Genomic DNA, 24,663 nt, shown 5'->3' on the forward strand with positions numbered 1-24,663 from the left:
ATAAAACCCGGGCTGCTACCGCTCCCGGGCAATGGCGCTGGCGGGGTGCACCGCAAACACCTCGTTGGCGTGCGGGCCCATCGCCAAGCGGGCTTTCTCCCGGGCGCTCAAGTGCCGCACCAACACCTCATAGCTTGCGCGCCCAATCAGCGCCACCAATTCCTGCTCATGGGTGCGCCACAAAGGCTCACCCCCACCATGGCAGCTGGGGGCGGTGGTGCAATACCAATCGAAATCCTCCCCACCCTCACCCCAGCCCCGCCGCTCATACTCGGTGATCGTGGTCTTGAGGATCTCCTGCCCATCCGCGCGGGTCGTCCACTCCTCTAGGCGGCGCAGCGGCAACTGCCAACACACCTCCGGTTTCACCACGGTCAGATCCTCCCCATTCGCCAGCGCCCACTGGTGGATCGCGCACCCAGGGTTGTGCGTCCGATTCGCGAAAATACAGGCCCCGTCGACCACCTTCGTTTTCAACGCCGGCTCCGGATTGCCCTCATCATCATCCAGCTCATCCCACACCAGGTAGGGTTCCACCAGGCTGGGATCCGCGAACGCGGCCGACAGCTGGTTGTCCTTAGGGCGCAATTCCCAAAAAGATTTCGGCATACGTTGCACGGCGTCGCGCAATTGCTCACGATCCTCGTCATCTGTGAGGAAAGCCCCATGGGAACAGCACCCCACCTCCGGGCGCTGCGCATCGATACCCAAACAGCGCCCGGTGCCGAAGGCACAAGAATAATCGGACTCCACCCAGGTCAGGTCGATAATGATCTGGTGGAACTGGTCTTCCGGGTTGGTAAATTCGAAGAACTCGCGGGGGAAGTCCGGGGGTAGCTCTTCTCCAGCCTCGATCGACGCATACGCCGGCGAAGATGCAGGAAAACCGAGATTGACGGGCTTTGAGGCAGGGCGATTCACACCAACACACCTTATTCCGTCTAACCTAGGGGCGTGCGATTAGGTGTTTTGGATGTAGGTAGCAACACGGTGCATATGGTGGCAGTCGATGCCCGCACCGGTGGCCACCCGACCCCCATGTCTGACTGGAAAACGACGATGCGTCTTGTCGAGTACCTCGACAAGGATGGCGCGATCGACGACAAAGGCATCAAGAAGCTCGTCAAAGGAGTGCAAGAGGCCCGCGAACTCGCGGAGCAGCTTGGCTGCGAAGAGATGCTTCCTTTTGCCACCTCGGCGATCCGCTCTGCCGCCAACGGCGACGAGGTGCTCGACATCGTCGAAAAGAACACCGGCGTCCGCCTGGAGATCCTGTCCGGGGTGGACGAAGCTCGCCTGACCTTCCTGGCGGTGCGCCGCTGGTACGGCTGGTCGGCCGGCCGGATCACTAACCTCGATATCGGCGGTGGCTCCCTGGAGATGTCCACCGGCACCGATGAGGAACCGGATGCGGCGTTCAGCCTCGACCTGGGTGCTGGCCGTCTGACCCACGAATGGTTCGACACCGATCCGCCGGAACGCAAAAAGATCAACATTTTGCGCGACTACATCGACGCCGAGCTGGCCGATGCGGCCCGTTCCATCCGCAACTGCGGGACGGAAAACTTGGCTGTGGGAACCAGTAAAACTTTCCGCACGCTGGCCCGTTTGACCGGTGCGGCTCCTTCCTCGGCCGGCCCCATGGTGACCCGCACCTTGACCCACCACGGTCTGCGACAACTGATTGCGTTTATCTCCCGCATGACCGCCGCCGACAGGGCGGAACTGGAAGGGATTAGCTCTGATCGTTCCCACCAAATCGTCGCCGGCGCGCTGGTCGCGGAGGCATCGATGCGGGCTTTGGGGATTGAACAGCTGCAGATCTGCCCGTGGGCGTTGCGTGAAGGTGTTATTCTGCGACGGATCGATAAGGGATTGGACCAGAGTTAAATGAGCGACAAACAACTGACAGTTGCTGAGCTTCTCGCCCGCGCCAACAAGGACGGCCAAGGCGAGGCAAAGCCCACGCGCCGACGCCGCCGCAGCCTGGAAGAAGGCGGCGTGTCCGTCGCGGAGCTGACCGGCTCCATTCCTGCCGTGAAGTCCGCCCCGCAGGAAGCCAAGCACGGCACCTCCCGCGATGAGGCGTCCGCCACGGCTGCCACCGCGGCCAAGGCAAAGCCCGCCACCCCGGCAAGCCCTGCTGCTTCCGCGCCTAAAACTCCGGCCCCGGCCCAGCCGACCCAGCAGCAGCCGAAGGCGCAAGCCCCGGCTGCGCAGCCGGCGCGCAAGCCGGTGGCTCCTCCGGCACGCCCTAAGCAACCGGCGGCACAGAAGCCGAACACCCCGTTGGTGAAGAAAGCCCCCGTCACCCCGCCGCCGACCGCGAAGCCGGCTCCGTCTGCGGAGGAAACCGTGGTGCTGAACGTGGTTGACGCCGATGCTGATCGGGCGCGGCTGACCACCGACACCCCCAAGGCTGGAACGACGGTGAACGCACCGTTGTCCAAGCCTGCCCAGCCGGCCCAGCCGGTCAAGAAGGTGGCGCCTGCCACCCCGCCGGCGCCAGCTGCTGCACAGCCCGCGCGTAAGCCGGTCGCTGACAGCCTGGCAACCCCGAAGCCCGCCACCGCGCCCACCCCGCCGGCTGCCCGCACCGGTGAACTGCCGGTCGTCAAAGACGTGCAGGACCCCAAGGCCACCAAAGACGAGGTGTTGCCCGGTGCCCCGCTTGCGGATGACGTTGAGGAAGCAGAAGGCGGCAAGGTTTCCATTCTGGCGCTGCTCGGCATGGTGATCGTGGGTCTTTTGATCGGCGCTGGCCTGTTCAAGGGATTTGAGCAGTTGTGGTTGCGTCTGGACAGCATCATCGTGGCGGTGCTGGCTTTGGCTGTGACCGGCGGCGTGGTCGGTATCGTCCACGCGCTGCGCACCGAACGCGACGGCATGAGCATGTTCCTGGCCGGCCTGGCTGGCCTGGCGATGACTTTCGGCCCGGTGCTGATTACTGGTTTCTAGCCCCTGTGCGGCCTGTGGCCCCTCGTATCCCCGATGTTCCAGGGGAAGATGCGAGGGGCTTTTTCGTGCCGTTTTTCGCCACGGTGGGGCAGTGGGTGGGGATATTGTCCAAACCGGTGCCTGTCTGGCATGGTGGTGCGCATGACTACTGTTGCAATTATCGGTGGCGGAAAGATCGGCGAAGCGTTGCTCGCCGGACTGGTTGCGGGCGGAGTTCACCCGCACGACATTCGGGTCGCGAACCGGCGCGCGGAGCGCGGACGCGAGCTGTCCAATCGCTATGGCGTGAAGGTGTTTACCGACAGCGCCGAAGCGGTGTGGCACGCCGATGTTGTGTTCCTGTGCGTCAAACCCCACCACATTGTGGGTGTGCTGGAAGACATCCGCGACACCATTGATTCCAACGATCAGGAAACCAGCGTGGTGTCCCTGGCCGCCGGGATCACCTTGCGGGCGATGGAGGAAGCCCTGTCGGCTGGCACTCCCATCGCGCGCGTCATGCCGAACACCCCGATGCTGGTCCGTAAGGGCGTGTGCGCGCTGACCCCGGGCCGCCATCTGGGCGCAGAACAAGAAGCCCAGATCATCAAGCTGCTTCAGATGGTCGGCGTGGTGGTGCCGGTGGCGGAAAAGCACCTTGATGCGGTCACCGCTGTGGCGGGTTCCTCCCCGGCGTACATGTACCTCGTCGTGGAAGCCATGATCGACTCCGGTATTGCGCTGGGCCTCGACTATGCGACGAGCCGCCAGCTGGTGGAGGGCTCCCTGGCGGGTGCCATGGCGATGCTGCAGGAAACCGGGCAGTCGCCGGCGGAACTGCGGGCCAACGTGTCTTCGCCCGCGGGCACCACCATTGCCGCGTTGCGCAGCCTGGAGGAATCCGGTGTGCGGGGCGCGTTCTTCCGGGCTACCGATGCGTGCGCCAAGCGTTCCCGTGAGATCGGCCAGCAGATGCAGTAGCGCTTCGCTTCTGTTGTTTTTGAAGGCCCCTGCACCATTTTTCGTTGATGGTGTGGGGGTTTTCGCATGGATAAGGGGGCCAAACTTCAGCTGTCACAACTTTTAACCTAGGCAACTGAGGGGCACGGGTGTAACCACGATTAACGCCATGCACAGGGGAAACGTCAGCCCCAGGGGTATGTTCGAAAAAAAGTTTTGCTCTTGAGTCGCTTACGCCACATGATTCACGGTAGGCTATTTCAAGCACGTGCGTGACGTTTTCGCAGGAGGGGAAGCCTGCGGCGCGCATCATGCTGAAGGGTAAGAATATTATGGCTAACGAAGAAAATGGCACCTTCTTGACCGTCGCAGAGGTCGCTGAAATGATGCGAGTCTCCAAGATGACTGTCTACCGGCTCGTTCACAGTGGTGACCTGCCGGCGGTTCGCGTGGGACGTAGTTTCCGCGTTCACGAGAAGGCTGTTCACGACTACCTTCAGGCATCCTCCTACCAGGTGGGCTAGTTCCTGCCGAGGTATTTAGCGGCCGTTTTGCGGCTGCGGAGGCTGATTGCCCCCACCTTGAAGGAGCGGACTTTCGCTCGTGTGTGCTCGCGCACTATTCACGGGCGTAAGGTCCCTCTTTTTTGGTAAGCCCCCACCACTAGGGCTAAGCTTTTCTAAGCATTTGTGCCAGCAGTCCCTGCCATGGCGCCACACCACTGGTTTTCCAGCGCTGTGGGACGCCCCGCGGGCGGCAGTGAAGATGTGCACACTTCATCCGCAATTTGTTGATGCGGTTTGTTAGGCAGTGTGGCCAGCTGGCACGCCAATGTACGTACAACAGTCGACTACAAGTGAGGTTATCCCCATGGGTTCCGTCATCAAGAAGCGCCGCAAGCGCATGTCCAAGAAGAAGCACCGCAAGATGCTGCGCCGTACCCGCGTTCAGCGCAGGAAACTCGGCAAGTAAGTCATACAGCTTCACATGGGGCCCGCTGCGGCGGGCCTGCTGTGCGACTTTCTTCTTAAAAAACCACTTACCCAATCCGCTGTGTGCGGGGGTAAGTGGTTTTTTGTGCGCGTAAGTGGCTGTGTTGGCTAGCGGCGGAGGACGCGCCAGCCGCCCATGGAAAACGCGGCGGCCACCAGTGCGGGCAGTCCGAATTTGCGCACTGCGCGGCGAACGTTACGGAAGTCGCGGACTTCCCAGCCACGCTCGATGGCTTCTTTGCGCAGTTTGTGATCCGGGTTAATCGCCACGGCGGTGCCCACCATGGTCAGCATGGGCATGTCGTTGATGGAGTCGGAGTAGGCGGTGCAGCGTTCCAGGTCGAGGCCTTCCACGGCGGCCAGCGCGGCCACGGCGTGCTTTTTACCGGGGCCGTGGAGAATATCCCCGACGAGCCGGCCGGTGAAGCGGCCATCTTTGACCTCGTTGACGGTTCCCAGGGCCCCGGTGAAGCCGAGCTTGCGGGCCAAAATCTGGGCGAGTTCGACGGGGGTGGCGGTGACCAGCCACACCTGCTGCCCGGCGGCGATGTGTTGGTTGGCCAGCTCGGCGGTGCCGGGCCAGATCCTTTCCACCATGGTGGAATCGACGATTTCCTCGCACAGGGCGACCATTTCGTCCACCCGGCGCCCCTTGATGAACTCCAGGGCTTGTTCGCGGCCGCGGGCCACGTCCTCGGCGTTTTCGTTACCGGTGACGCGGAATTTGATCTGCTTCCACGCCACGGGGGCGAAGTCCGAAAGCCGGAAGTACTTGCGGCGCCAGAGCCCGGTCGCGAAGGTCACGATGGAGGCCCCTTGGACCAGGGTGTTGTCCACATCGAAGAAGGCGGCCGCGCCGGGTTCTTGGGGGATGGTGGGGTCCGGCGGGGTCAGGTGGGGTTGCCCGGCGGCTTCGTAGGCGCCGGAGACGGAGGAAATACCGGCGGTGAAGTCCTCCAAGTCCATGTCGAAGGCACGGCTAACGGCGGCGCGGGCCGCGGCCTCGCCGGCGGTTTTTTGGGTGCTGTCGTCGATGGGTGGGATGACGTGATCCTCAAGGAAGCGACGCAGATTGCCGTGGGAGGCAGACCAGTGTGCGATGAATTCCTCCGGGGTGATCGGGGTATCGCGGCGGTGTGGTGTGGCGTTCACGGTGCTTTAAAACACTTCACTTTCGCTGTGAGAATCGGCGCGGGTGCGCGCAATGCGCACCCGCTGACACGTAGTGTCTTCCATGTTATAAGTTTCTCCCCGGTACTCCATGCGAATCCGGCGGTGTGTCACCCCCACCTGCGAAGCGGCGGGTTGGGCTGAGTGCCGCAGTCTGCCTACAGGCGTCGGTTTTTGGGGTGTGTGCCGGGGGAGGTTGGCGTTGCTTTGCGAGCGTGGAAAGGGTTGGCTGTGCGTTTCCGTCTTTTTTCTTCCCCCGGTGCAGGCCGCGCCGAGAAAAGCTCCGATGAGCAAACGACACCGGTGGCTGCGCAGCGGCCAGCGCCTGCTGGCGGGCAGGCAAGCCCGCAGGACTTCGCGATAGAGGCGGTGGATTGCCCGAAGCATGTGGTGGAGCTGATGGTGCGCCAGGGCTGTGGTTCGTGCGCGCGGGTGGCCGCCCAAATTCACCCCATTGTGGCCAACGCTGGATGCGCCTTGCTGGTGCGCGATGTGGGGGAGGATCCGGGCCTTGCCGCCGAGTATGGGGATCGGGTTCCCGTGGTGGTGGTTGACGGTGAGGAGCTGGCCTGTTGGGAAGTGGATGACGAACAGTTAGTTCAGGCTTTGTTGTAGAGCCCCGGCCATCCGTCTACGGTGGGTGCAACAAATATCTAAAGTCTAGTGAGTCTCAACCAAAAGATTGATACGGTGGGTGCTAGCGTGGCACCTCTACGACGCGCCCACCGCCATCGCCCTGGTGCGGCTTTTGGGTGCGACAATGACGACTAACCCCGGCTCCGGGCGCGATGGCGCCCCGGCCTTGAGTCAAGTGACATGCTGAAGATGACAACCTGCAAGGAGCGGAAGTAGCAATGAGTGTTCTCGTTGTGGGAATGTCCCACCGCTCCGCACCCGTCGATGTTCTCGAGCGGGTGAGCATGGATGAAGACACCATCAAAAACACCAACACCCAACTGGTGGCCCAGTCCTCACTCAACGAGTCGATGATCCTCTCCACCTGCAACCGGGTGGAGGTCTACGCCGTCACCACCAGTTTCCACACCGGTGTCAGCGACGTGGTCAACGTGCTTCACCACACCAGCGGGGTCGACGTGTCCGTGCTGCGCCAACACCTCTACGTCCGCTACGCGGACGCCGCCGCGGAACACGTCCTGCGGGTCACCGCCGGCCTGGACAGCATGGTGGTGGGGGAGCAGCAGATCATCGGCCAGGTGCGCGGCGCCTACCAGGTCGCCACCGAATGCGGCACCGTCGGACCAACGCTGCACGCCCTCGCGCAGGCCGCCCTGCACGCCGGCAAGCGGGTCCACAACGAAACCGCCGTCAACGAGGCCGGCCCCTCCATGGTGACGTTTGCGCTGGAAGAAGCCCTAAAGGTCAAAGGGTGGGAAAACTTCCGCGGCAAAACCGCCCTGGTGCTCGGCGCCGGCGTGATGGCCTCCCTGGCGGGCAGCCACCTGGCGCGCGAAGGAATCGACAGCATCATCTACGCCAACCGCACCCGCCAGCGCGCCGATAGCCTCGTCGAACACTCCATCCAGGCGGGCTGCCCCGCCAGCGCCGTCGACTACGAGCGACGCCACACCGTGCTCGGGGACGTGGACGTGGTGGTCTCCGCCACCGGCGCCGACACCCACACCATCACCGCCGAACACGTCGCCAACCTCCACAACGAACTGGTCCTCATCGACCTGTCCATGCCCCGCGACATCGACGACCACGTCGCCGACCGCGCTGGAGTCGACCTCGTCAACATCGAACACCTCCACACCAAAGCCCGCGAAGGCGGCCACCACGACGGCGCCCAAGCCGCCGAAAACATCGTCGCCGCCGAACTGGCCGCCTACTCCAGCGCCCAACGCGTCCTGGACGTGGTGCCCGCCGTCGCCGCCCTGCGCCGCCACGCCGCCGAGATCGTCGCCACCGAACTGCAACGCTTCGACTCCCGCACCCCAGACATGGGCGAGCATGACCGCCAAGAAGCCCACCGGGCACTGCAAAGAGTCGTCGACAAACTCCTGCACCAGCCCACCGTGCGCGTCAAACAACTCGCCGCCCGCAGCGGCACCGTCTCCTACGAATCCGCCCTCCAAGAACTCTTCGGACTCGCTGGGGCGAAACCCGCAGAAAGCGTCACCATCGACGCCAGCGAACTGCCCGAAAACACCACCTCCGCTGAAAGGATTACCGACACGTGGACCGCACACTGACCGCACGCATCGGCACCCGTGGCTCCACGCTAGCCACCACCCAAACCGGACACGTCGCAGACCTGCTGCGCCAGCACGCCAGCCTCCACTGCGACACCACCATCATCACCACCCCCGGCGACCGCAGCCAAGCACCCGTCGAACGCATCGGCGTTGGCGTTTTCACCCAAGCCCTGCGCGAAGCCATGGCCGCCGAACAGTGCGACATCGCCGTCCACTCCTTCAAAGACCTCCCCACTGCCCCCGACACCCGCTTCCACCTGGTGGTGCCCCGCCGCGAAGACCCCCGCGACGCACTCATCGCCCGCGACGGCCTCACCCTGGCCACCCTCCCCCAAGGCGCCCGCGTCGGCACCAGCGCACCCCGCCGCGTCGGACAACTCCGCGCCCTCCGCCCCGACCTCGACATCCAACCCCTGCGCGGAAACATCGACAGCCGCATGAACCGCGTCACCACCGGCGAACTCGACGCCGTCATCCTCGCCGCCGCCGGCCTGCGCCGCATCGGCCAACTCGACCGCGCCACCGAAATCCTCGACGTCGACACCTTCCTGCCGGCACCCGCCCAAGGCGCACTCGCCGTGGAATGCCCCGCCCACCGGCACGACCTTCGCGCCGCCCTCGACAGCATCAGCGACACCGACGCCACCACCTGCGCCGCCGCCGAACGACAAATCCTGTCCACCCTCAACGCCGGCTGCACCGCCCCCGTCGCCGCCCACGCCACCAACCAAGGCGACACCTTCACCCTGACCGCCGGAGTCTTCGCCACAAACGGGCGCGGCAACATGATCCGCCGCACCACCGCCAGCCGCCAAGACATCCTCACCGCAGCAGACGCCATGGCCAAAGAAATGCTCAACAGCGGCGTATCCGACCTCATGGACTAAACCACCACACGCCCACACCCTCACCCCAGCAGCCACCCAAAAGCCCAGCACCAAGCCCCACCGGTGCGGCTAAATCGCCCCCAAGTGGCACCCCGCTGCCGCGGGTGGGGTAAAGGATTCGACCCAGCCGGGGTCTCTCGCCTAGGCTAAAGCGGCTAAAACATCTCGCCACCCCACCCGGGGCGAGAAAAACAAAGACGGGCACGCCCATCTTTCGTGACGCCACCACCCCACCCGAGCCCACCCACCGGGCACCGTGGCCGCCACCCCCACCCCATAGACGACCTCGCGCCGCACCACGCTGGCAGCATAAGAACCACAAAGAGCACCCCCACCATGACGCAGGCCCCGCAGAACACCCCCGGCACCGTCATCTTCGTCGGCGCCGGACCAGCCAACCCCGATCTGCTGACCGTACGCGCCAGGGAAGTGCTCGGCCGCACCTCCAAAGCAATCGTCGACCCCCACGTCCACGACGGAGTGCGCGCCGTCGTCGCCGGCGACCTCAAAGTATCCCGCGACGTCATCGACGCCTTCAACGCCGAATACGAGCGCATGTGCGAACAAGCCAAAGCCGACGGCGCCCGCCGCCGTCCGCCGAAGCCACCCGCACCCACCGCCGCCGAATTCATCGACGTACCCGCTGACGCCACCGCCGAAGACATCGCCCAAGCACTCATCGACGCCGCCGCCGACGGCTCCGACGTCATCCGACTCGTCCCCGGAAACCCGCTGAGCTCCGACCGGGTACTCAAAGAAATCGACACCCTCGCCAGCAAAGACCACCCCTTCCAAGTCGTACCCGGCATGACCACCCCCTCCACCGTGCCCGCCTTCGCCGGCATCGGACTCGGCTCCACCTACACCGAAACCGACGTGCGCGCCGGCGACGTCGACTACGACGCGCTGGCCAGCGCCCCGCAACCCATCGTGCTGCTCGCCGAGGCAGACAACCTCAAAACCATCGCCGCAGAATTCTCCTCCCGCGGCCTGCCCGCCACCACCCCAGTCACCGTGACCGTGCACGGCACCACCCGCCTCCAACGCACCCACGACCTCAGCCTGGCAACCCTCGCCAAATTCGACGCCGACCTGCCCGGCGAACTTGTCGTCACCCTCGGCACCAAAGCCTTCGACCGCACCAAATACTCCTGGTGGGAAAACCGCGCCCTCTACGGCTGGCGCGTCCTCGTCCCCCGCGCCAAAGAACAAGCCGGCCCCATGAGCACCCGGCTGGCCACCCACGGTGCGATCCCCATGGAAGTCCCCACCATCTCCGTCGAACCACCCCGCAACCCCACCCAAATGGAACGCGCGGTCAAAGGCATCGTCGAAGGCCGCTACCAGTGGGTCGTACTGACCTCCGTCAACGCGGTCAACGCCCTGTGGTCCAAAATGAGCGAATTCGGCCTCGACGCCCGCGCCTTCGCCGGAGTACACATCGCCGCAGTCGGCCAAAAAACCGCCGCCGCCATCGCCGGCCTGGGACTCAACCCCGAACTCGTGCCGGCAGCCACCAAACAAAACGCCCAAGGCCTCGTCGACTCCTTCCCGGAATTCGACGAAGAACTCGACCCGGTAGGCCGAGTGCTGCTGCCCCGCGCAGACATCGCCACCGACGTCCTCGTCGACGGGCTCGCAGACCTCGGATGGGAAGTCGACGACATCGTCGCCTACCGCACCGTCCGCGCCGCCCCGCCCGCCCCCGAAATCCGCGACATGATCAAAACCGGCGGCTTCGACGCGGTGTGCTTCACCAGCGCCTCCACCGTCAAAAACCTGGTCGGAATCGCCGGAAAACCCCACACCCGCACCATCATCGCCTGCATCGGCCCCATGACCGCCGCTGCCGCCGAAGAACTCGGCCTGCGCGTCGACGTGCAACCCGAACAAGCCAACGTGCCGGCACTCGTCGACGCCCTAGCCGAACACGTCGCCAAACTCCGCGCCGCCGACCAGCTGCCCCCGCCCAAAAAGAAGCGCCGCAGCAGGGCAAAATAGCCCCCGGCCACCACCTTCACCCACCGCACCCGCACCACCATCCGCCCCATCGCGCAACCCCCCAGCGGCGGATCCGGGTGCGGTTGCGGCCAAGACAGCGTAGAAACGAAGGATAAGCCCGGCACCTCAAAAGCGCCGGGAATCCCACGCACGGCCAGTCCACCACGTCAAGGAAGGCACGAGCACATCGTGAACCCCAATCGCCCCACCATCCGGCCCCGCCGCCTGCGCTCCACCGCCACGATGCGGCAGATGGTCGCCGAAACCGTCCTGCGCCCGGCAGACCTCATCCTGCCGATGTTCGTCGCCGACGGCATCAGCGACAAACGCGAAATTGCCAGCATGCCCGGCGTGTACCAGCACACCATCGACAGCCTGCTCTACGCGGTGGAAGACGCCGCCAAAGAGTCAATCACCTGCATCGACCTATTCGGTGTGCCCCGAGACAGCGACAAAGACGAACGCGGCTCCGCAGCGTGGGACCCCGAAGGAATCCTCAACCGAGGCATCGCAGCAGTGCGCGAACGCTTCGGCGACGACATCCTCGTCATGGCCGACACCTGCCTCGACGAATTCACCAGCCACGGCCACTGCGGCCTACTCGACGCCCACGGCGCCGTCGCCAACGATGCCACCATCGCCTGCTACCAAGACATGGCCGTCTCCCAAGCAGCAGCCGGCGCCCACATCGTCAGCCCCTCCGGCATGATGGACGGCCAAGTAGCCGCCATCCGCCAAGCCCTCGACGAATCCAACTACACCGACGTGGCCATCATGGCCTACAGCGCCAAATACGCCTCCGCCTTCTTCGGCCCCTTCCGCGACGCCGTCGGCTCCAGCCTGCAAGGCGACCGCCGCACCTACCAACAAGACCCCGCAAACTTCAGGGAATCCCTCCGCGAAGTGGCACTAGACATCGAAGAAGGCGCCGACTTCGTCATGGTCAAACCCGCACTGGCCTACCTAGACGTGCTCCACGCAGTCAAGGACATCTCCCCAGTGCCGGTCGCCGCCTATCACGTGTCCGGCGAATACGTCATGATCAAAGCGGCCGCCGCCAACGGCTGGATCGATGGCGACGCCGCCATGATGGAAGCACTGGTGTCCATCAAGCGTGCCGGGGCGGATCAGATCCTCACCTACGCGGCGGTCGATATCGCCCGAAAGCTGAACAATGCCCGCTAAGCGCCCGCCCGCCCTGCCCCCAGCCGGACCCGCCCCCTCGGTGGATGCGGTGCCGGCGGTATTGACGTTGGCGACCCGCGCACTGATGCTGCTGACCGTGCTGGAAGTCGGCCGCCACATCGTGGCGATGGTCGCAACCGGCATGTACCCCTACGCTCAAATGACGGCCATTGATGAGGCCGGTGGGTTGCCGGCCGGCTCCGAGGCGCTGGGGGATTTCGGAATCACCGTGTCCTTGGTGTTGGCGTCCTTCTTCGCCTCCGCGCTGTCCTGGATGATCATTGGTGTCGCCTGGTGGGCGTTGAGTACTGTCAAACGCCGCAAACTACCCACCGCCGCAACCGGCCGCACTCTGCTGATGGTCTATGCCAGCTATTTGGCGATCCGCACCATCACCGCTTTCGTTCCCGGTGGGCGCGGCCCGCTGATCGAGTATGCGCCCCCATGGGTGGGCCTGGTTGATGGCCTGTTGATGATCGCCGTCGGTGTGTGTGGCGGCATCATCACCTACCTGCTGTGGCGACGCGATGTGGCGGCCTGGGTTTCCGGCGCCTAGCCCAACGCCCACCTGCATCAGGTGTTCCACCCCCGGCACGGCACCGTGCATGGGGGTATTTTTCTGCGCGCACCAACGCCAAGGGGTAGGCGTATCCACCACCCGTCGCGTGCGGTATCCAACTAAAGATGGTTTTAACAAATCCGCATTAAGGTGCACCTACGTTTTCTAAGGATGGATACTCCGGCATAATTGGCCAGCATGAGTACCCGACGCCACATTCCCGATGCGCCCTTCCTCGTCGCCGCCCGCGGCGAAAAGCCCCGCCACACCCCCGTGTGGTTCATGCGGCAGGCGGGCCGCTCCCTGCCCGAATACCGCCGGGTGCGGGAGGGCATTGCGATGCTGGACAGCTGCTTCGACGCCGAATTGCTGGCGGAAATCACCCTGCAGCCGGTGCGCCGCCACGGCGTTGACGCGGCGATCCTGTTTTCCGACATCGTGGTGCCGTTGAAAGCGGCCGGGGTTGATGTGGAAATCGTGGCGGGAACCGGCCCTGTAATCGCGCAGCCGGTGCGCAGCCGCGCGGATGTGGACAACCTGCCACAGCTCGAGGAAGACATCACCGCCCTGAGTCGGGGTATTGAGCTAATCGTCGACGAGTTGGATGACCAGACCGCCTTGATCGGTTTCGCCGGCGCCCCATTTACCTTGGCCAGCTACCTGGTCGAAGGTGGTCCGAGCCGCAACCACGAGCGCACCAAAGCGTTGATGCATTCCGACCCGGAAACCTGGCACGCGCTGATGCAGCGTTTGACGCCGACGGTGATCGCGTTTTTGCGCCAGCAGGTCGACGCCGGTGTCGACGCCATCCAGCTGTTCGATTCCTGGGCCGGCTACCTTGCCCCCCACGACTATGAGCGGCACGTGCTGCCCTACAGTGCGGAGATCCTGTCCGCCATCACCGAGGTGCCGCGCAGCCACTTCGGGGTGTGCACCGGGGAGCTGCTGCCCCTGATGGCGAAAGCCGGCCCCGATATTTTGGGGGTGGATTGGCGCACCCCGCTGGATGCGGCCGCTGCGCGCCTCGACGAGCCGCTGGTGTTGCAGGGTAACCTGGATCCAGCCCTGCTTTTCGCAGGCCAGGACGCGGTCGACGCCGACATTGCGCGCATTGTTGCCGAGGCGCGTCGCGCTATCGATAACGGCACCGCCCGGGGGCACATTTTTAATCTCGGCCACGGCGTGTTGCCCACCACCGATCCTGACGCCATCACCCGCGCGGTAGCCACCGTGCACAGCATGTAGGAAGAGCTGACACTTTCACCGCCATGAAAATCGCCATCATTGGTGCCGGCCTGGCCGGCCTTGTCGCCGCATACGAGTTGCGCGACGACGCAGACGTCACCGTTTTTGAAGCCAGCGACCGCATCGGCGGCAAGCTTTTTACCGTCCCGTTTAGCTGCGGCCCGGTCGATATGGGCGCCGAGGCGTTCTTAAACTACCGTGCCGATGCGCGGGAATTTTTCGACGAACTCGGACTGGAGCGCGTCTACCCGTCGACGGCGAAACCCGCCGTGTACGTCGACGGTGCCTTGCATCCCATGCCGATGGCCGACACCCTGATGGGGATCCCCGCCACCAGCGCCCCGGTCGCCCACCTCGTGTCCCCAGAGACCGCGCGCGCCATCGATGAGGAAACCTCCGGCCCGGGCATTTCCTGGGAAGAAGGCCAGGACGTCTCCCTAGGACAGCTGGTAGCCGACACCTTCGGCCGGGATCTGGTCACCCACTTGATCGATGCACTCTTGGGTGGGGTGTACAGCTGCACCGCCGACGATTTGGGGCTGCGGGCCACAGTGCCGGCGCTGGCAGGCGCTTTGGACGCCCAAGCCGCCGCCGGCGGGCCGGTCTACCTGTCCACCGCAGTGCAGGCCGTGCTGAGCTCCCGGCCGCCCCGCAACGAAGACACCCCGGTGTTCGGGACATTCCCCGGCGGCTATGCCGAACTGTACGACACCCTCGCCGAGCGCAGCGGCGCGGAGATCTACATCGACGCTTTTATCACCGGAATCACCCGCACCCCGCAGGGCACCTACACGCTTAAAGGCGGGGAAGGGGAGTACGACCGGGTGCTCATCGCCACCCCCGCACCGACGGCAGCGCTACTTATCGGTGGAGTCAACCCGAAAGCCGCCGCCGAACTCAAAGACATCAAACTGGCATCCAGCGCCGTGGTGGGATTGCGATTCGCCGACGCCAGCGCGCTGATCGACAACTCCGGGGTGCTTGTCGCCACCGACGCAGAAGGAGTGACCGCGAAAGCGTTCACCATCTCCAGCAACAAGTGGCCCCACCTCGCCCAGCGCGGCGGCGCCCTGATTCGCGCCAGCTTCGGCCGCTTCGGCGACGACGCCATCACCCGCGCTGATGAAGACGAATTGGTGGACCTGGCGTTGGATGACGTGCACACCGTCATCGGTTTCGATGGGCGCGCCGCGGAACCCACCGACATTTTCGTGCAGCGCTGGTATGGCGGGCTGCCTCGCTACGATGAGCAGCACCTCGCCCGGGTGGCCCGGATTTCCGCCGCCCTAGAAGACACCCCCACCATCACCGCCACCGGTGCGTGGGCGCACGGGGTGGGCGTGCCCGATGTGATTGCCTCAGCCCGCGCCGCCGCCAAAACCCTCATCTAGCCCCAGGTTGAAAAACCTAAGGCTTTTCAGCCTGGTGTTCAGCACACCGCCACAACGCCCCCGAATTCTCACACCACGTTCACATCCCCAAGGAGCATCATGCAGCCGACCTCAGCCAACGTTTCCACTAGCGCACACTGGTTAGAGACCGCCAAAGCGGTCACCCCAGGCGGGGTGAACTCCCCGGTGCGAGCCTTCGGTTCCGTCGGCGGCCAAGCCCGCTTCATCTGCGACGCCAAAGGCTCCCAGCTCACCGACGTTGACGGCAACACCTATGTCGACCTGTTCTGCTCCTGGGGGCCGATGCTGATGGGCCACGCCCACCCCGAAATCGTCGAAGCAGTCCAACGCGCCGCCGCCCGCGGCCTGTCCTTCGGCGCCCCCACCACCGGAGAAGTCGAACTCGCCCAAGAAATCGTGGGCCGCACCAGCGTCGAAGAAGTCCGCCTGGTCAACTCCGGCACCGAAGCCACCATGAGCGCAGTGCGCCTGGCCCGCGGCTTCACCGGCCGCCCCCTGGTCCTAAAATTCGCCGGCTGCTACCACGGCCACGTGGACAGCCTGCTAGTCTCCGCAGGATCCGGCGTGGCATCCTACTCGCTGCCCAACAGCCCCGGCGTGACCGGCGCAGTCGCCAAAGACACCCTGGTGGTGCCCTACAACGACATCGCCGCCGTCGAAGCCGCCTTCGCGGAACACGGCGACCAAATCGCCTGCATCATCGCCGAAGCCGCCGCCGGCAACATGGGCGCGGTCGCCCCCCGCGACGGCTTCAACCAAAAACTCAAAGACATCGCCCACGCCCACGGCGCACTGCTCATCCTCGACGAGGTCATGACCGGATTCCGCGTCCACCGCCAAGGCTGGTACGGCCTGGACGGGGTCGCCGGCGACCTGACCACCTTCGGCAAAGTCGTCTCCGGTGGCCTGCCGGCCGCCGCATTCGGCGGTCGCAAAGACATCATGAGCCAGCTCGCACCGACCGGCCCGGTCTACCAGGCAGGCACCCTGTCCGGAAACCCCGTCGCAGTCGCCGCCGGCCTGACCTCCCTGAAACTGGCCACCGACGAGGTCTATGCGACCTGCAACGCCAACGCCGACCGGCTTGACGCGCTCGTCACCGCCGCCCTAACCCGTGAGGGTGTTGCCCACCACATTCAGCGCGCCGGCAACATGCTTTCCATCCGCTTTGCCGACGGCCAAGGCTACAACTTCGACGACATGCAGTCGGCCGACACCTGGCGATTCCCGCCGTTCTTCCACGCCCTCCTCGACCACGGGGTGTTCGTCTCGCCCAGCGTTTTCGAAACCTGGTTCGTATCCAGCGCATTGACCGACGACGACTTCGCTACCATTGAAAAAGCACTCGTGCCGGCAGCGAAAGCCGCCGCACAAGCAAGCAAGTAGAACCCCACAGCCGCATCCACGCCCCCTGGACCTCACTTCGTCTCGTCCACGGGGGCTTTTGGACACCTCACGCCCAAAAAGCTATTACGTGACCCACACCATCATTCACCTCGTCGCCACCCCAAAGGATTTCGACCCCGCCGACCCGCCCGCCGCGGCGGCGCGTCTGCCGAAACTCTTCGCCGACCACGACATCACCTACGTGGCAGCCAGCCCCCAAGGCCAAGCACAGCAGCTCGCACACACCGTCGCCCGCACCCACCGGCTGACGGTAGGCATCGACGAGGGACTCATGCTGCACCTGGGTGTCCAGCAGCCACAGTCCGCGTGGGCGAAAACCTTCGCCTCCCCCTTTGGGGCCGAACCGCTTCACGCCGTGTTAAACCGGGTGATGGACGCGGTCGAACGCGCCCACCTGGAAGCCGACGGGCACGAAGCAGTGCTGTTTTCCCACCCCAGCACCATCACCGTCGTGCGACACCACATCCGCAACAGCCTCGGGCCACGACCCCGGCTCACCAAGCTCGTTGCCCCAGCTTCTGTGACCAGTGTGGTCATGCAAGACGAAAAAATCATCCACACCAGCTACAGTCACTAGCGGTAACCCCACCCACCCACCACTGCAAGGAGGAACGCATGCGGCGAACAATCAGCCTCATTGTGGGCCTTAGCCTGCTGCTTGCCAGCTGTTCCAGCAGCGACGCAAACACGGAAAACAAAACCTTCCGGTTCTACGCGCCAGGCGGCAAAACCGTCATCACCTATGACGACAACGAACGCCAGCCGATCCCGAACTTCACTGGCGAAGACCTCCTCGACCCCAACAAGACGATCAGCTTGTCCGACTTTGACGGCCAAGTGGTGGTCCTCAACGCTTGGGGCCAGTGGTGTGGGCCTTGCCGCACCGAAACCGATGACCTGCAGGAAGTGCAGGAAGCCATCGTCAATCGTGGCGGCACCGTGCTGGGCATTAACGTGCGGGACTACAACATCAGCCAGCCACAGGACTGGGTGAAAGACAACGGGTTGACCTACCCGAACATCTACGACCCGCCGTTTAAGACCGCCACGGTACTTGGTGGGCTGCCCGCCAGCGTGGTGCCCACCACCATCGTGTTGGATAAACAGCACCGCCCCGCCGCGGTATTCCTGCAAGAAATCACCGCCAAGCAACTACTCGAGGTTGTCGAACCCCTGCTATGAGCATCGGACATACTCTCGCCGACACGGCCGCCCAAGGCCCTATCTTCCTAGCGCTGCTGGCGGCCGCTTTCGCCGGTTTGGTGAGCTTCGCTTCCCCCTGCGTCATTCCCTTGGTGCCCGGCTATTTGTCCTATTTGGCCAGCATTGTTGGCGGTAGTGTCAGCTACCGCGACGGGCACGCCCTGGTGGAAAAGTCCGGGCGCAGCAAAGTTATCGGGGCGGCCGCGCTTTTCGTGGCCGGTTTTACGGTGATTTTTGTGCTGGGCACCGCCACTGTTTTCGGGGCGATCTCCACCTTGGCGCTGGGCGCCGATACTCTCACCCGGATTGGTGGGGTGGTGACCATCGTGATGGGGTTGGCGTTTATGGGGCTGATCCCGGCTTTGCAGAAGGAAGCCCGTTTCCATCCGGCGACACTGTCGACCTGGGTGGGGGCGCCGCTTTTGGGCGCGGTGTTTGCGCTGGGTTGGACGCCGTGTTTGGGGCCGACGTTGGGGGCGATCATTTCGATTTCGGCCGGCACGACCGGCACGACTGCTGCCCGCGGGGTGGCGCTGATTGTGGCGTATTGCGCGGGTCTGGGTATTCCGTTTCTGATTGCGGCGGCCGGTTCCGTGCGGGCGATGCGTGGCATCGAGTGGTTGGCCCGGCACAGTAAAACCATCCAGCGTCTCGGCGGGATTCTGCTGATCGCTGTTGGTCTGGCATTGCTCACAGGTTTGTGGGGTAACGTCATCGACCTTGCCCGCCAGTGGTCTGTCACCAGTGGCGCGGCCTCCATTTAGAATCAAGCCAACCCCTTGTCTTCCCACCTCGGAACATAGGATTTTTTAGACATCGTGATCCTCCGCTACCTCAAACTCGGTTGGCGCTGGCTGACCTCCATGCGCACGGCCCTGGTCTTGCTGTTTCTGCTGGCCCTCGGGGCTATTCCCGGGGCGCTGCTTCCGCAACGCTCCCTGAACCAAACCAAGGTTCAGGAGTTCATCGACAACAACGGCAAGATTGCGGAAATCTACGATCGGCTGCAGCTGTTCGACGTGTTTTCCTCCCAGTGGTTCACCGCGATCTATGTGCTGTTGTTCATTTCCTTGATCGGCTGCATCATTCCGCGTTCGGTGGAGCACTACCGTGCGTGGCGTTCGCCGGCGGTCAAGGCGCCGAAAAACTTTGCGCGTTTGCCGCACCACACCCGCGGCAAGTTGCCAGAAGGGGTGGACGCTAAGGCTTTCATTGAGGATGCTGCCCGCGGGTTGAAGGGGTGGAAGAAGACCATCAGCACCCCGGAGGATGACCGCGATGGTGCGTTCTCGCTGAGCGCCGAGAAGGGCTACACCCGCGAATTGGGTAACTTGGTGTTCCACCTGGGAATCGTGGGCATTCTCGCCAGCATGGGTTTGGGCAAGCTGGTGTATTACGAAGGCCAGGTCATTGTGGTTGCTGGTGCGGGCAACTCCCAGTTCTGTAACACTGCTGTGGCCAACTATGACGACATTCGGGCGGGTGCGTTGTTTGATGGCACGAACCTCACCCCGTTTTGTGTGGACGTGCATGATTTCAAGGCGGATTATCTGCCTAATGGTCAGGCGGAGCAGTTTAACTCCCATATTTCTTATGCTTCTGGGGATCATGTTTTCGCCCCCGTTGAGCAGTGGAATACCTATGATTTGCGGGTGAATCATCCGTTGCGTCTGGATGGCGATCGGATTTATTTGCAGGGCCATGGTTTCGCGCCGACGGTGACGGTGACGTGGCCTGATGGGGAGTCTCGCACTCAGACCATTCAGTTCCGCCCGGATGATGCGACGACGTTTTTGTCCAGTGGTGTGTTGCGTTTTGATCCGCCGGCCGGGATGTTCCCGGATCCGTATGAGCGGCGCCAGAACCAGTTGGCTATTCAGGGTTTGTTTGCCCCGACGGCCCAGTTCACGGGGGAGAAGGGCGCGTTGTTGACATCGGTGTACCCGGCGATGACGAATCCGGCGTTAGCGGTCGATATTTATCGCGGTGACGTGGGGCTTGATAGCGGTAAGGGGCAGAACATTTTTGCCCTGGATATGGCGCAGCTGCATTCGGGTGCGTTGCAAAAAATTGATCGCGTGAATCTGACCAAGGGCCAATCGGTGACCTTGGATGATGGCACGGTGGTCACTTTTGATGGGGCGAAGGAGTTCGTGAATTTGCAGATCAGCCACGACCCCACCCAGGTGTGGGTGTTGCTTGCTTCCTTGGCGATGGTGGGTGGTTTGGTGACCTCTGTGGTGATTAAGCGCCGCCGTATCTTTGTTCGCGCCTACCCTGATGGCAGCTTTGCGATGGGTGGTTTGTCGCGTACTGACGCTGCCGGCTGGGGTGAGGAATTCGAACGTCTCGCTTCTCAGATTTCTGGGGTAGAGTCCCACAACGAACAACCCACCGAAAAGTAGGGGAAAAGAGTTACCGTGCCCGTCGATACTAATCTGGCGAACTTTTCAGACCTGGCGTATCGCACTGCGATCGTCATTTATGCCTTGGCGATGGTGCTGAGCGTTATTTATTACATGCGCAGTGCCGCCGCGATTGAGGCGAAAAACCACGGCAAGGACGCCAGTGCTATTGAGGCGAAGGCGAATAAGTTTGCCGGCATGACCCAGTCGTTGGTGTGGTTGGGCATTATTGTCCACGCCGCGTCGGTGGTGTTGCGTGGGATGTCTGTCAGTCGTTTCCCGTGGGGCAACTTGTACGAGTACATCTCGTTGACGATGCTGTTGTCGATGGCGGTGGCGGCCGTGATTTTTGCGCGTTCCAGTTTCCGCATCCTGTGGGCGTGGGTGTTGGGCCCGGTTATTTTGTTGATGTTTTATGGCGGCACGAAGCTGTATGCGGAGTCCGCGCCGGTGGTGCCTGCGCTGCGTTCTTTCTGGTTGCCGGTGCACGTGTCGATCATTTCGATTGGTTCCGGCTTGGGTTTGGTGTCCTCGGTGGCCAGCATTTTGTTCATTATGCGTAGCTCCTCGAATGCCAAGATGAAGAAGTTCACTGCGCCTTTGCCGACGGCGGAGAAGTTGGATGCGATTGCCTACCGTACTGCGGTGGCGACGTTGCCGGTGTTTGGTGTGGGCATCATTTTGGGGGCGATTTGGGCGGAGGCCGCGTGGGGTCGTTTCTGGGGTTTTGATCCGAAGGAAACGATGGCCTTGGTGACGTGGTTGCTGTATGCGGCTTATCTGCATGCCCGCGCCACGACTGGCTGGAAGAAGACTACGGTTGCGTGGATCAATGTGTTGGCTTTTGTTGGCATGTTGTTTAACTTGTTGCCGGTGAATCTGTTTGTGTCCAGTCTGCATTCTTACGCTGGACTGAATTAGGCGATTTTTGGCTTTCTGGCCCCTCGGGTGTAACTCCCGGGGGGCTTTTGTGCGTCTGAGTATGTGTACGAAAAAAGCAGCCCATCGTATGGGTTTTTAAGCCGCTTGAGGGCCTGTGGTGGTCACACCACTTTGCTGGTGGCACAGCTGTCACAGTAGCTATCCCCGTTCGGAGTCACCCGTTGTTTTGGGCTGTGAGGTTCGTGCTTAACTTTGTGAAAATCATCTGCTGTAACGCGTGAGGAGCCTTTGCGCTATGAGTTGGAAAAAAGTTGCTGCCCTGGCTGTGGCGGCGTTGGTGGCCCTTGCCCCGGAGGCGGCCGCCCAGTCTTCTGCTGGGGTGGGCGACTATCAGCCCGGGCCTGGGTACATCACCTCGCCGGCCGCCCCGGCGGTTCCGCGCGGTCCGGATCCCACCGATATTTATCGCGATAGTGAGCACTGGGCGCACTTGGAGGCTCCTGGCGGGTTGATGCCGGGTGGAAGGATCGTCAATATCACCAAGGGTTCGCTGTGTTCGGTTGGCTTTATGGTGCTTAAGGATGGGCGCCGTTATGTGCTGACTGCCGGGCATTGTGGCAATCAGGGCGATGAGTTTGGTTATTTCCGGCGGGATCCCAACACGGGACGGGAGTCGGTGATTCCTTTCGGCCGGATGGTGTTTAGCTATCAGACCGCGGACTATGCCTCGGTTTATGGTCTGATCGATGCGGGCAATGCCCCTTATCTGGCTTCGCCGTTTAAGCAGGGTAAGTCCGGTGCGCCGCTCGCGGTGAGCGCGTTGCCACGCTATAACCCGCCGGTGTGCCGTTTGGGGTTCCGTTCTGGGTTGAGCTGTGGCGGTTTCATTGGCTTTGAGGGCCGTGGCGTCATTCGTTACTACGCCATTGCTGATCATGGTGATTCTGGTGGCCCGGTGTATGCCCTGATTAATGGCAAGTTCCACCCCGTCGGCATGACTTCTTATGGTTACACTTCCCGCGCTACCCAATCGTTTGCTACTCCGTTGGCGCCGATTGTGCAGCACTTCGGGTTGACCGTTTTGTACTAATACCCGCCTGTAGGGGGTGGCTGTTGCTTTTGACAGCCCTCTTGTATCGCACCCCGATGTGTTCGCGAACCTTTAGCTGTGTGCCTGCAGCGTGTGTGTTTGTGGGCGCGTCGGGGTGTTTGTGTTTGCGGCTGACAAGTGTTTGTGGCCTGCATTTTTTGGATGAGATGGTTCGAACAGCATAAGTTCTACGGGGAAACTACACTACGGTGTGCCGCGGGTTTTGGGCAGCGCCGTGGTTTTTCCACTTGAAGAAGTACCCGTGCGAAGGACCCACGATGGCGCGAAAAATGCTGACCACTGTTATCCTCACAGCATTGTTGGCGGCCCCTACAACCGCTTATGCCCAATCCTCGTCCTCCGATGGCGATGATTACGCGCCCGGCCCCGGATATCAGGCGCCCCGCGAGGTGGCACCCGCTGCACCTGCCCGGCCGACGCCTGCGCCTACCCGCGCGAAGCCCGCCCCGCCGGCTCCTTCGCTGTCTCGTGTAAAGCCCACACCTCGGCCTGCCCGCCCGGTGCCGCCTGGTGCCCAGCCCGACAAGCTGCCCACCCCAACAGTTGCACCCCTTCCTGTGCCTGCGACCCGCACCAGCACACCGGCGCCTGTGCCAGAACCCACCGTCGTCCCGGAGGTTGTACCTCAGCCGGATGCTGCCGAGCGTTATCAGCCCAACCCCGACGCCATCTATCGGGACAGTCGCAATTGGCGGGTGCTGAGTACTCCCGGCATGCTTACCCCCGGCGGGCAAATTATTAACCTCAGCCGCCGCACTACGTGCTCGGTTGGGTTTATTGTCATCCGCAACCATCACCGGGAGGTGCTCACCGCCGGGCATTGTGGCAGCCCCGGTGACTTGTTCGGCTATGTTGCCGTCGATCCGCAGCGCGGCCACCCCGTCGCTATTCCTTTTGGGCGCATGCTCATCAGCTACCAGACCCGCGATGGTTCCCGCGACTATGGGCTCATCGACGCGGGTAATGCCCCGTACCGCACGTCCCCCTTCCGCCCGGAGGTTGCCGGCACGCCGATGCGGTCTAGTGTGCTGCCCAAATACAACCCCACGATTTGCCAGCTTGGATACCGCTCCGGGATGAGCTGTGGGGACTTTATCGGTTTCGAGCGCGGCAGCGTCATCAATTTCTATGGCATTAGTGATCATGGGGATTCCGGCGGCCCGGTGTACGCCAAAATCAACGGCAGCTACCGCCCCATTGGGATGACTTCCTATGGTTATTCGGCCCATGCGACCAAGGCCTATGCCACCTCGCTGGAAGCCATCGTCGACTACCTGGGGTTGACCATCCTGTACTAAACCCCCCTCTGCCGCCGGCCGTCCCCGCACCTGGCGGGGCATCCGCCACGTCCAGCCATGCCGGCCCGCCTAGACTGGGGCCCATGCACCCCCTGAAACTATTCAGCGACGTTTTTATCCACACGCCCCACCGCGCGCCCGATGGGCGCGGTGGTTTTACTCAGATCTTTTCCACCACCGGCTTTGCCTCCGCCACCGGTTTTCCCCTCTCCCTGGAGCAGGCCGTGGTCTCTACCTCCACCGCACACACCATTCGGGGCCTGCACTACTCCAGTGCCCTAAGCCCCCGCGCCAAGTATCTGACCTGTGTTGCCGGGCGGATTGTCGACGTCGTGGTTGATGTGCGCGAAGGATCCGACACCTTCGGCCAACACGCCACCGTCGAACTCAGCGCCGACAATGCCAAAAGTATTTTCGTCCCGCCGGGGTATGCCCACGGCTTTTTAGCGCTGGAAGACTCCACGGTGTTGCACCTCGATAGCGAAGAACGCGACCCGGAGGAAGAATTCGTTCTCAACGCCTTCGATGCCGCCCTTGGGATCGACTGGCCGATCGCCCCGGCCGAGGCCCACCTCACCCCAGCTGATGCGGATGCCCCCACCCTGGCCGCGGCCACCCTGCCCCACATTGATGATCTCCAGGAAACTATCTCCTTGTGGAAAGACATGTGGGTTATCGCCAACGAGCAAGCCGGCGCCTAACCCACCCCGCTGGCCGGCAAGGGTGGGGGAGGGGCTACACCCAGCTTGGCTAGCCCCTAGCCCCAACCTGCCCCGGCAGGCTAAATTATCCA

The 24,663-nt window shown here is 63.1% G+C and carries 24 protein-coding genes; 22 read left to right on the top strand and 2 right to left on the bottom strand.

Features of this window, described 5'->3' with window-relative positions:
* Nucleotides 1-15: 15 nt before the first annotated feature.
* Entirely contained in the window at nt 16-921 is a 906-nt protein-coding gene (locus CAQU_RS01285; protein ID WP_075724557.1) for a DUF3109 family protein, read from the bottom strand.
* Nucleotides 922-954: 33 nt separating this feature from the next.
* On the opposite strand from CAQU_RS01285, the gene CAQU_RS01290 reads away from it, so the two are divergent.
* The 5 genes from CAQU_RS01290 (at nt 955) to CAQU_RS01310 (ending at nt 4,869) form a co-directional block, all read left to right on the top strand.
* Nucleotides 955-1,890, top strand: coding sequence for a Ppx/GppA family phosphatase (locus CAQU_RS01290; RefSeq protein WP_075724559.1), 936 nt, complete (start codon nt 955-957; stop codon nt 1,888-1,890).
* The gene (locus CAQU_RS01295; protein WP_075724562.1) at nt 1,891-2,958 is read left to right on the top strand and encodes a hypothetical protein; all 1,068 of its coding nucleotides are present in this window, start codon (nt 1,891-1,893) and stop codon (nt 2,956-2,958) included.
* A gap of 141 nt (nt 2,959-3,099) precedes the next feature.
* Entirely contained in the window at nt 3,100-3,918 is an 819-nt protein-coding gene (proC, locus tag CAQU_RS01300) for a pyrroline-5-carboxylate reductase (protein WP_075724564.1), read from the top strand.
* A 311-nt stretch (nt 3,919-4,229) separates the two neighbouring features.
* Nucleotides 4,230-4,421: a helix-turn-helix domain-containing protein gene (locus CAQU_RS01305; protein ID WP_075728222.1), complete on the top strand. Its 192-nt coding sequence runs from the start codon at nt 4,230-4,232 to the stop codon at nt 4,419-4,421.
* A gap of 346 nt (nt 4,422-4,767) precedes the next feature.
* Complete coding sequence (locus tag CAQU_RS01310; RefSeq protein WP_003855542.1) at nt 4,768-4,869, top strand: 30S ribosomal protein bS22; 102 nt, start codon at nt 4,768-4,770, stop codon at nt 4,867-4,869.
* 128 nt (nt 4,870-4,997) lie between these two features.
* Here the strand turns inward: CAQU_RS01310 and CAQU_RS01315 are convergent, their stop codons facing one another.
* The gene (locus CAQU_RS01315) at nt 4,998-6,041 is read right to left on the bottom strand and encodes an HAD family hydrolase (RefSeq protein ID WP_075724566.1); all 1,044 of its coding nucleotides are present in this window, start codon (nt 6,039-6,041) and stop codon (nt 4,998-5,000) included.
* 417 nt (nt 6,042-6,458) lie between these two features.
* Between CAQU_RS01315 and CAQU_RS01320 the strand changes: the two genes are divergently transcribed.
* The 17 genes from CAQU_RS01320 to CAQU_RS01400 all read left to right on the top strand — a co-directional run bounded on the left by CAQU_RS01320 (nt 6,459) and on the right by CAQU_RS01400 (nt 24,571).
* Nucleotides 6,459-6,674 (top strand): glutaredoxin family protein, encoded by a 216-nt coding sequence (locus CAQU_RS01320; RefSeq protein ID WP_075728224.1) that lies wholly within the window; start codon nt 6,459-6,461, stop codon nt 6,672-6,674.
* A 239-nt stretch (nt 6,675-6,913) separates the two neighbouring features.
* Nucleotides 6,914-8,272, top strand: coding sequence for a glutamyl-tRNA reductase (locus CAQU_RS01325; RefSeq protein WP_075724568.1), 1,359 nt, complete (start codon nt 6,914-6,916; stop codon nt 8,270-8,272).
* Complete coding sequence (gene hemC, locus CAQU_RS01330) at nt 8,269-9,162, top strand: hydroxymethylbilane synthase (RefSeq protein ID WP_075728226.1); 894 nt, start codon at nt 8,269-8,271, stop codon at nt 9,160-9,162. Before CAQU_RS01325 ends, hemC begins: the two co-directional genes overlap by 4 nt.
* A 336-nt stretch (nt 9,163-9,498) precedes the next feature.
* Entirely contained in the window at nt 9,499-11,163 is a 1,665-nt protein-coding gene (locus CAQU_RS01335; protein WP_075724570.1) for a bifunctional uroporphyrinogen-III C-methyltransferase/uroporphyrinogen-III synthase, read from the top strand.
* A gap of 189 nt (nt 11,164-11,352) precedes the next feature.
* Nucleotides 11,353-12,348 carry a porphobilinogen synthase gene (hemB, locus tag CAQU_RS01340; RefSeq protein WP_281248001.1) on the top strand — a complete coding sequence of 332 codons (996 nt, stop codon included), beginning with the start codon at nt 11,353-11,355 and terminating at the stop codon, nt 12,346-12,348.
* On the top strand, nt 12,338-12,904 hold the full coding sequence (locus tag CAQU_RS01345) for a hypothetical protein (RefSeq protein ID WP_075724573.1): 567 nt from the start codon (nt 12,338-12,340) through the stop codon (nt 12,902-12,904). The genes hemB and CAQU_RS01345 overlap by 11 nt, the downstream gene beginning before the upstream one ends.
* A gap of 201 nt (nt 12,905-13,105) precedes the next feature.
* Complete coding sequence (gene hemE, locus CAQU_RS01350) at nt 13,106-14,152, top strand: uroporphyrinogen decarboxylase (protein WP_075724575.1); 1,047 nt, start codon at nt 13,106-13,108, stop codon at nt 14,150-14,152.
* A 23-nt stretch (nt 14,153-14,175) separates the two neighbouring features.
* Entirely contained in the window at nt 14,176-15,543 is a 1,368-nt protein-coding gene (locus CAQU_RS01355; RefSeq protein ID WP_075724577.1) for a protoporphyrinogen oxidase, read from the top strand.
* Nucleotides 15,544-15,642: 99 nt separating this feature from the next.
* On the top strand, nt 15,643-16,950 hold the full coding sequence (gene hemL / locus CAQU_RS01360; protein ID WP_075724579.1) for a glutamate-1-semialdehyde 2,1-aminomutase: 1,308 nt from the start codon (nt 15,643-15,645) through the stop codon (nt 16,948-16,950).
* Between the two features lie 88 nt (nt 16,951-17,038).
* Nucleotides 17,039-17,548, top strand: coding sequence for a histidine phosphatase family protein (locus tag CAQU_RS01365; protein ID WP_075724581.1), 510 nt, complete (start codon nt 17,039-17,041; stop codon nt 17,546-17,548).
* A 38-nt stretch (nt 17,549-17,586) separates the two neighbouring features.
* Nucleotides 17,587-18,153, top strand: coding sequence for a TlpA family protein disulfide reductase (locus tag CAQU_RS01370; protein WP_075724583.1), 567 nt, complete (start codon nt 17,587-17,589; stop codon nt 18,151-18,153).
* Nucleotides 18,150-18,938: a cytochrome c biogenesis CcdA family protein gene (locus tag CAQU_RS01375; protein ID WP_075724584.1), complete on the top strand. Its 789-nt coding sequence runs from the start codon at nt 18,150-18,152 to the stop codon at nt 18,936-18,938. Before CAQU_RS01370 ends, CAQU_RS01375 begins: the two co-directional genes overlap by 4 nt.
* A 99-nt stretch (nt 18,939-19,037) precedes the next feature.
* Complete coding sequence (locus CAQU_RS01380) at nt 19,038-20,579, top strand: cytochrome c biogenesis protein ResB (RefSeq protein WP_075728228.1); 1,542 nt, start codon at nt 19,038-19,040, stop codon at nt 20,577-20,579.
* 15 nt (nt 20,580-20,594) lie between these two features.
* The gene (gene ccsB, locus CAQU_RS01385; RefSeq protein ID WP_075724587.1) at nt 20,595-21,500 is read left to right on the top strand and encodes a c-type cytochrome biogenesis protein CcsB; all 906 of its coding nucleotides are present in this window, start codon (nt 20,595-20,597) and stop codon (nt 21,498-21,500) included.
* A gap of 256 nt (nt 21,501-21,756) precedes the next feature.
* Nucleotides 21,757-22,551 carry a chymotrypsin family serine protease gene (locus CAQU_RS01390; RefSeq protein ID WP_075724589.1) on the top strand — a complete coding sequence of 265 codons (795 nt, stop codon included), beginning with the start codon at nt 21,757-21,759 and terminating at the stop codon, nt 22,549-22,551.
* Nucleotides 22,552-22,841: 290 nt separating this feature from the next.
* Nucleotides 22,842-23,870, top strand: a complete 1,029-nt coding sequence (locus CAQU_RS12540) for a chymotrypsin family serine protease (RefSeq protein WP_157108846.1) — start codon at nt 22,842-22,844, stop codon at nt 23,868-23,870.
* A gap of 83 nt (nt 23,871-23,953) precedes the next feature.
* Nucleotides 23,954-24,571, top strand: a complete 618-nt coding sequence (locus CAQU_RS01400; protein ID WP_075724593.1) for a dTDP-4-dehydrorhamnose 3,5-epimerase family protein — start codon at nt 23,954-23,956, stop codon at nt 24,569-24,571.
* Nucleotides 24,572-24,663 lie beyond the last annotated feature (92 nt).

The organism is Corynebacterium aquilae DSM 44791 (assembly GCF_001941445.1).
GTDB lineage: Bacteria > Actinomycetota > Actinomycetes > Mycobacteriales > Mycobacteriaceae > Corynebacterium > Corynebacterium aquilae.

Coding starts and splice junctions, on each gene's coding strand:
- CAQU_RS01295 (WP_075724562.1), top strand. CDS start 1,891: ATGAGCGACAAACAACTGACAGTTGCTGAGCTTCTCGCCCGCGCCAAC.
- proC (WP_075724564.1), top strand. CDS start 3,100: ATGACTACTGTTGCAATTATCGGTGGCGGAAAGATCGGCGAAGCGTTG.
- CAQU_RS01305 (WP_075728222.1), top strand. CDS start 4,230: ATGGCTAACGAAGAAAATGGCACCTTCTTGACCGTCGCAGAGGTCGCT.
- CAQU_RS01310 (WP_003855542.1), top strand. CDS start 4,768: ATGGGTTCCGTCATCAAGAAGCGCCGCAAGCGCATGTCCAAGAAGAAG.
- CAQU_RS01320 (WP_075728224.1), top strand. CDS start 6,459: ATGGTGCGCCAGGGCTGTGGTTCGTGCGCGCGGGTGGCCGCCCAAATT.
- CAQU_RS01325 (WP_075724568.1), top strand. CDS start 6,914: ATGAGTGTTCTCGTTGTGGGAATGTCCCACCGCTCCGCACCCGTCGAT.
- CAQU_RS01335 (WP_075724570.1), top strand. CDS start 9,499: ATGACGCAGGCCCCGCAGAACACCCCCGGCACCGTCATCTTCGTCGGC.
- CAQU_RS01345 (WP_075724573.1), top strand. CDS start 12,338: ATGCCCGCTAAGCGCCCGCCCGCCCTGCCCCCAGCCGGACCCGCCCCC.
- hemE (WP_075724575.1), top strand. CDS start 13,106: ATGAGTACCCGACGCCACATTCCCGATGCGCCCTTCCTCGTCGCCGCC.
- CAQU_RS01355 (WP_075724577.1), top strand. CDS start 14,176: ATGAAAATCGCCATCATTGGTGCCGGCCTGGCCGGCCTTGTCGCCGCA.
- hemL (WP_075724579.1), top strand. CDS start 15,643: ATGCAGCCGACCTCAGCCAACGTTTCCACTAGCGCACACTGGTTAGAG.
- CAQU_RS01370 (WP_075724583.1), top strand. CDS start 17,587: ATGCGGCGAACAATCAGCCTCATTGTGGGCCTTAGCCTGCTGCTTGCC.
- CAQU_RS01375 (WP_075724584.1), top strand. CDS start 18,150: ATGAGCATCGGACATACTCTCGCCGACACGGCCGCCCAAGGCCCTATC.
- CAQU_RS01380 (WP_075728228.1), top strand. CDS start 19,038: ATGCGCACGGCCCTGGTCTTGCTGTTTCTGCTGGCCCTCGGGGCTATT.
- CAQU_RS01390 (WP_075724589.1), top strand. CDS start 21,757: ATGAGTTGGAAAAAAGTTGCTGCCCTGGCTGTGGCGGCGTTGGTGGCC.
- CAQU_RS12540 (WP_157108846.1), top strand. CDS start 22,842: ATGCTGACCACTGTTATCCTCACAGCATTGTTGGCGGCCCCTACAACC.
- CAQU_RS01400 (WP_075724593.1), top strand. CDS start 23,954: ATGCACCCCCTGAAACTATTCAGCGACGTTTTTATCCACACGCCCCAC.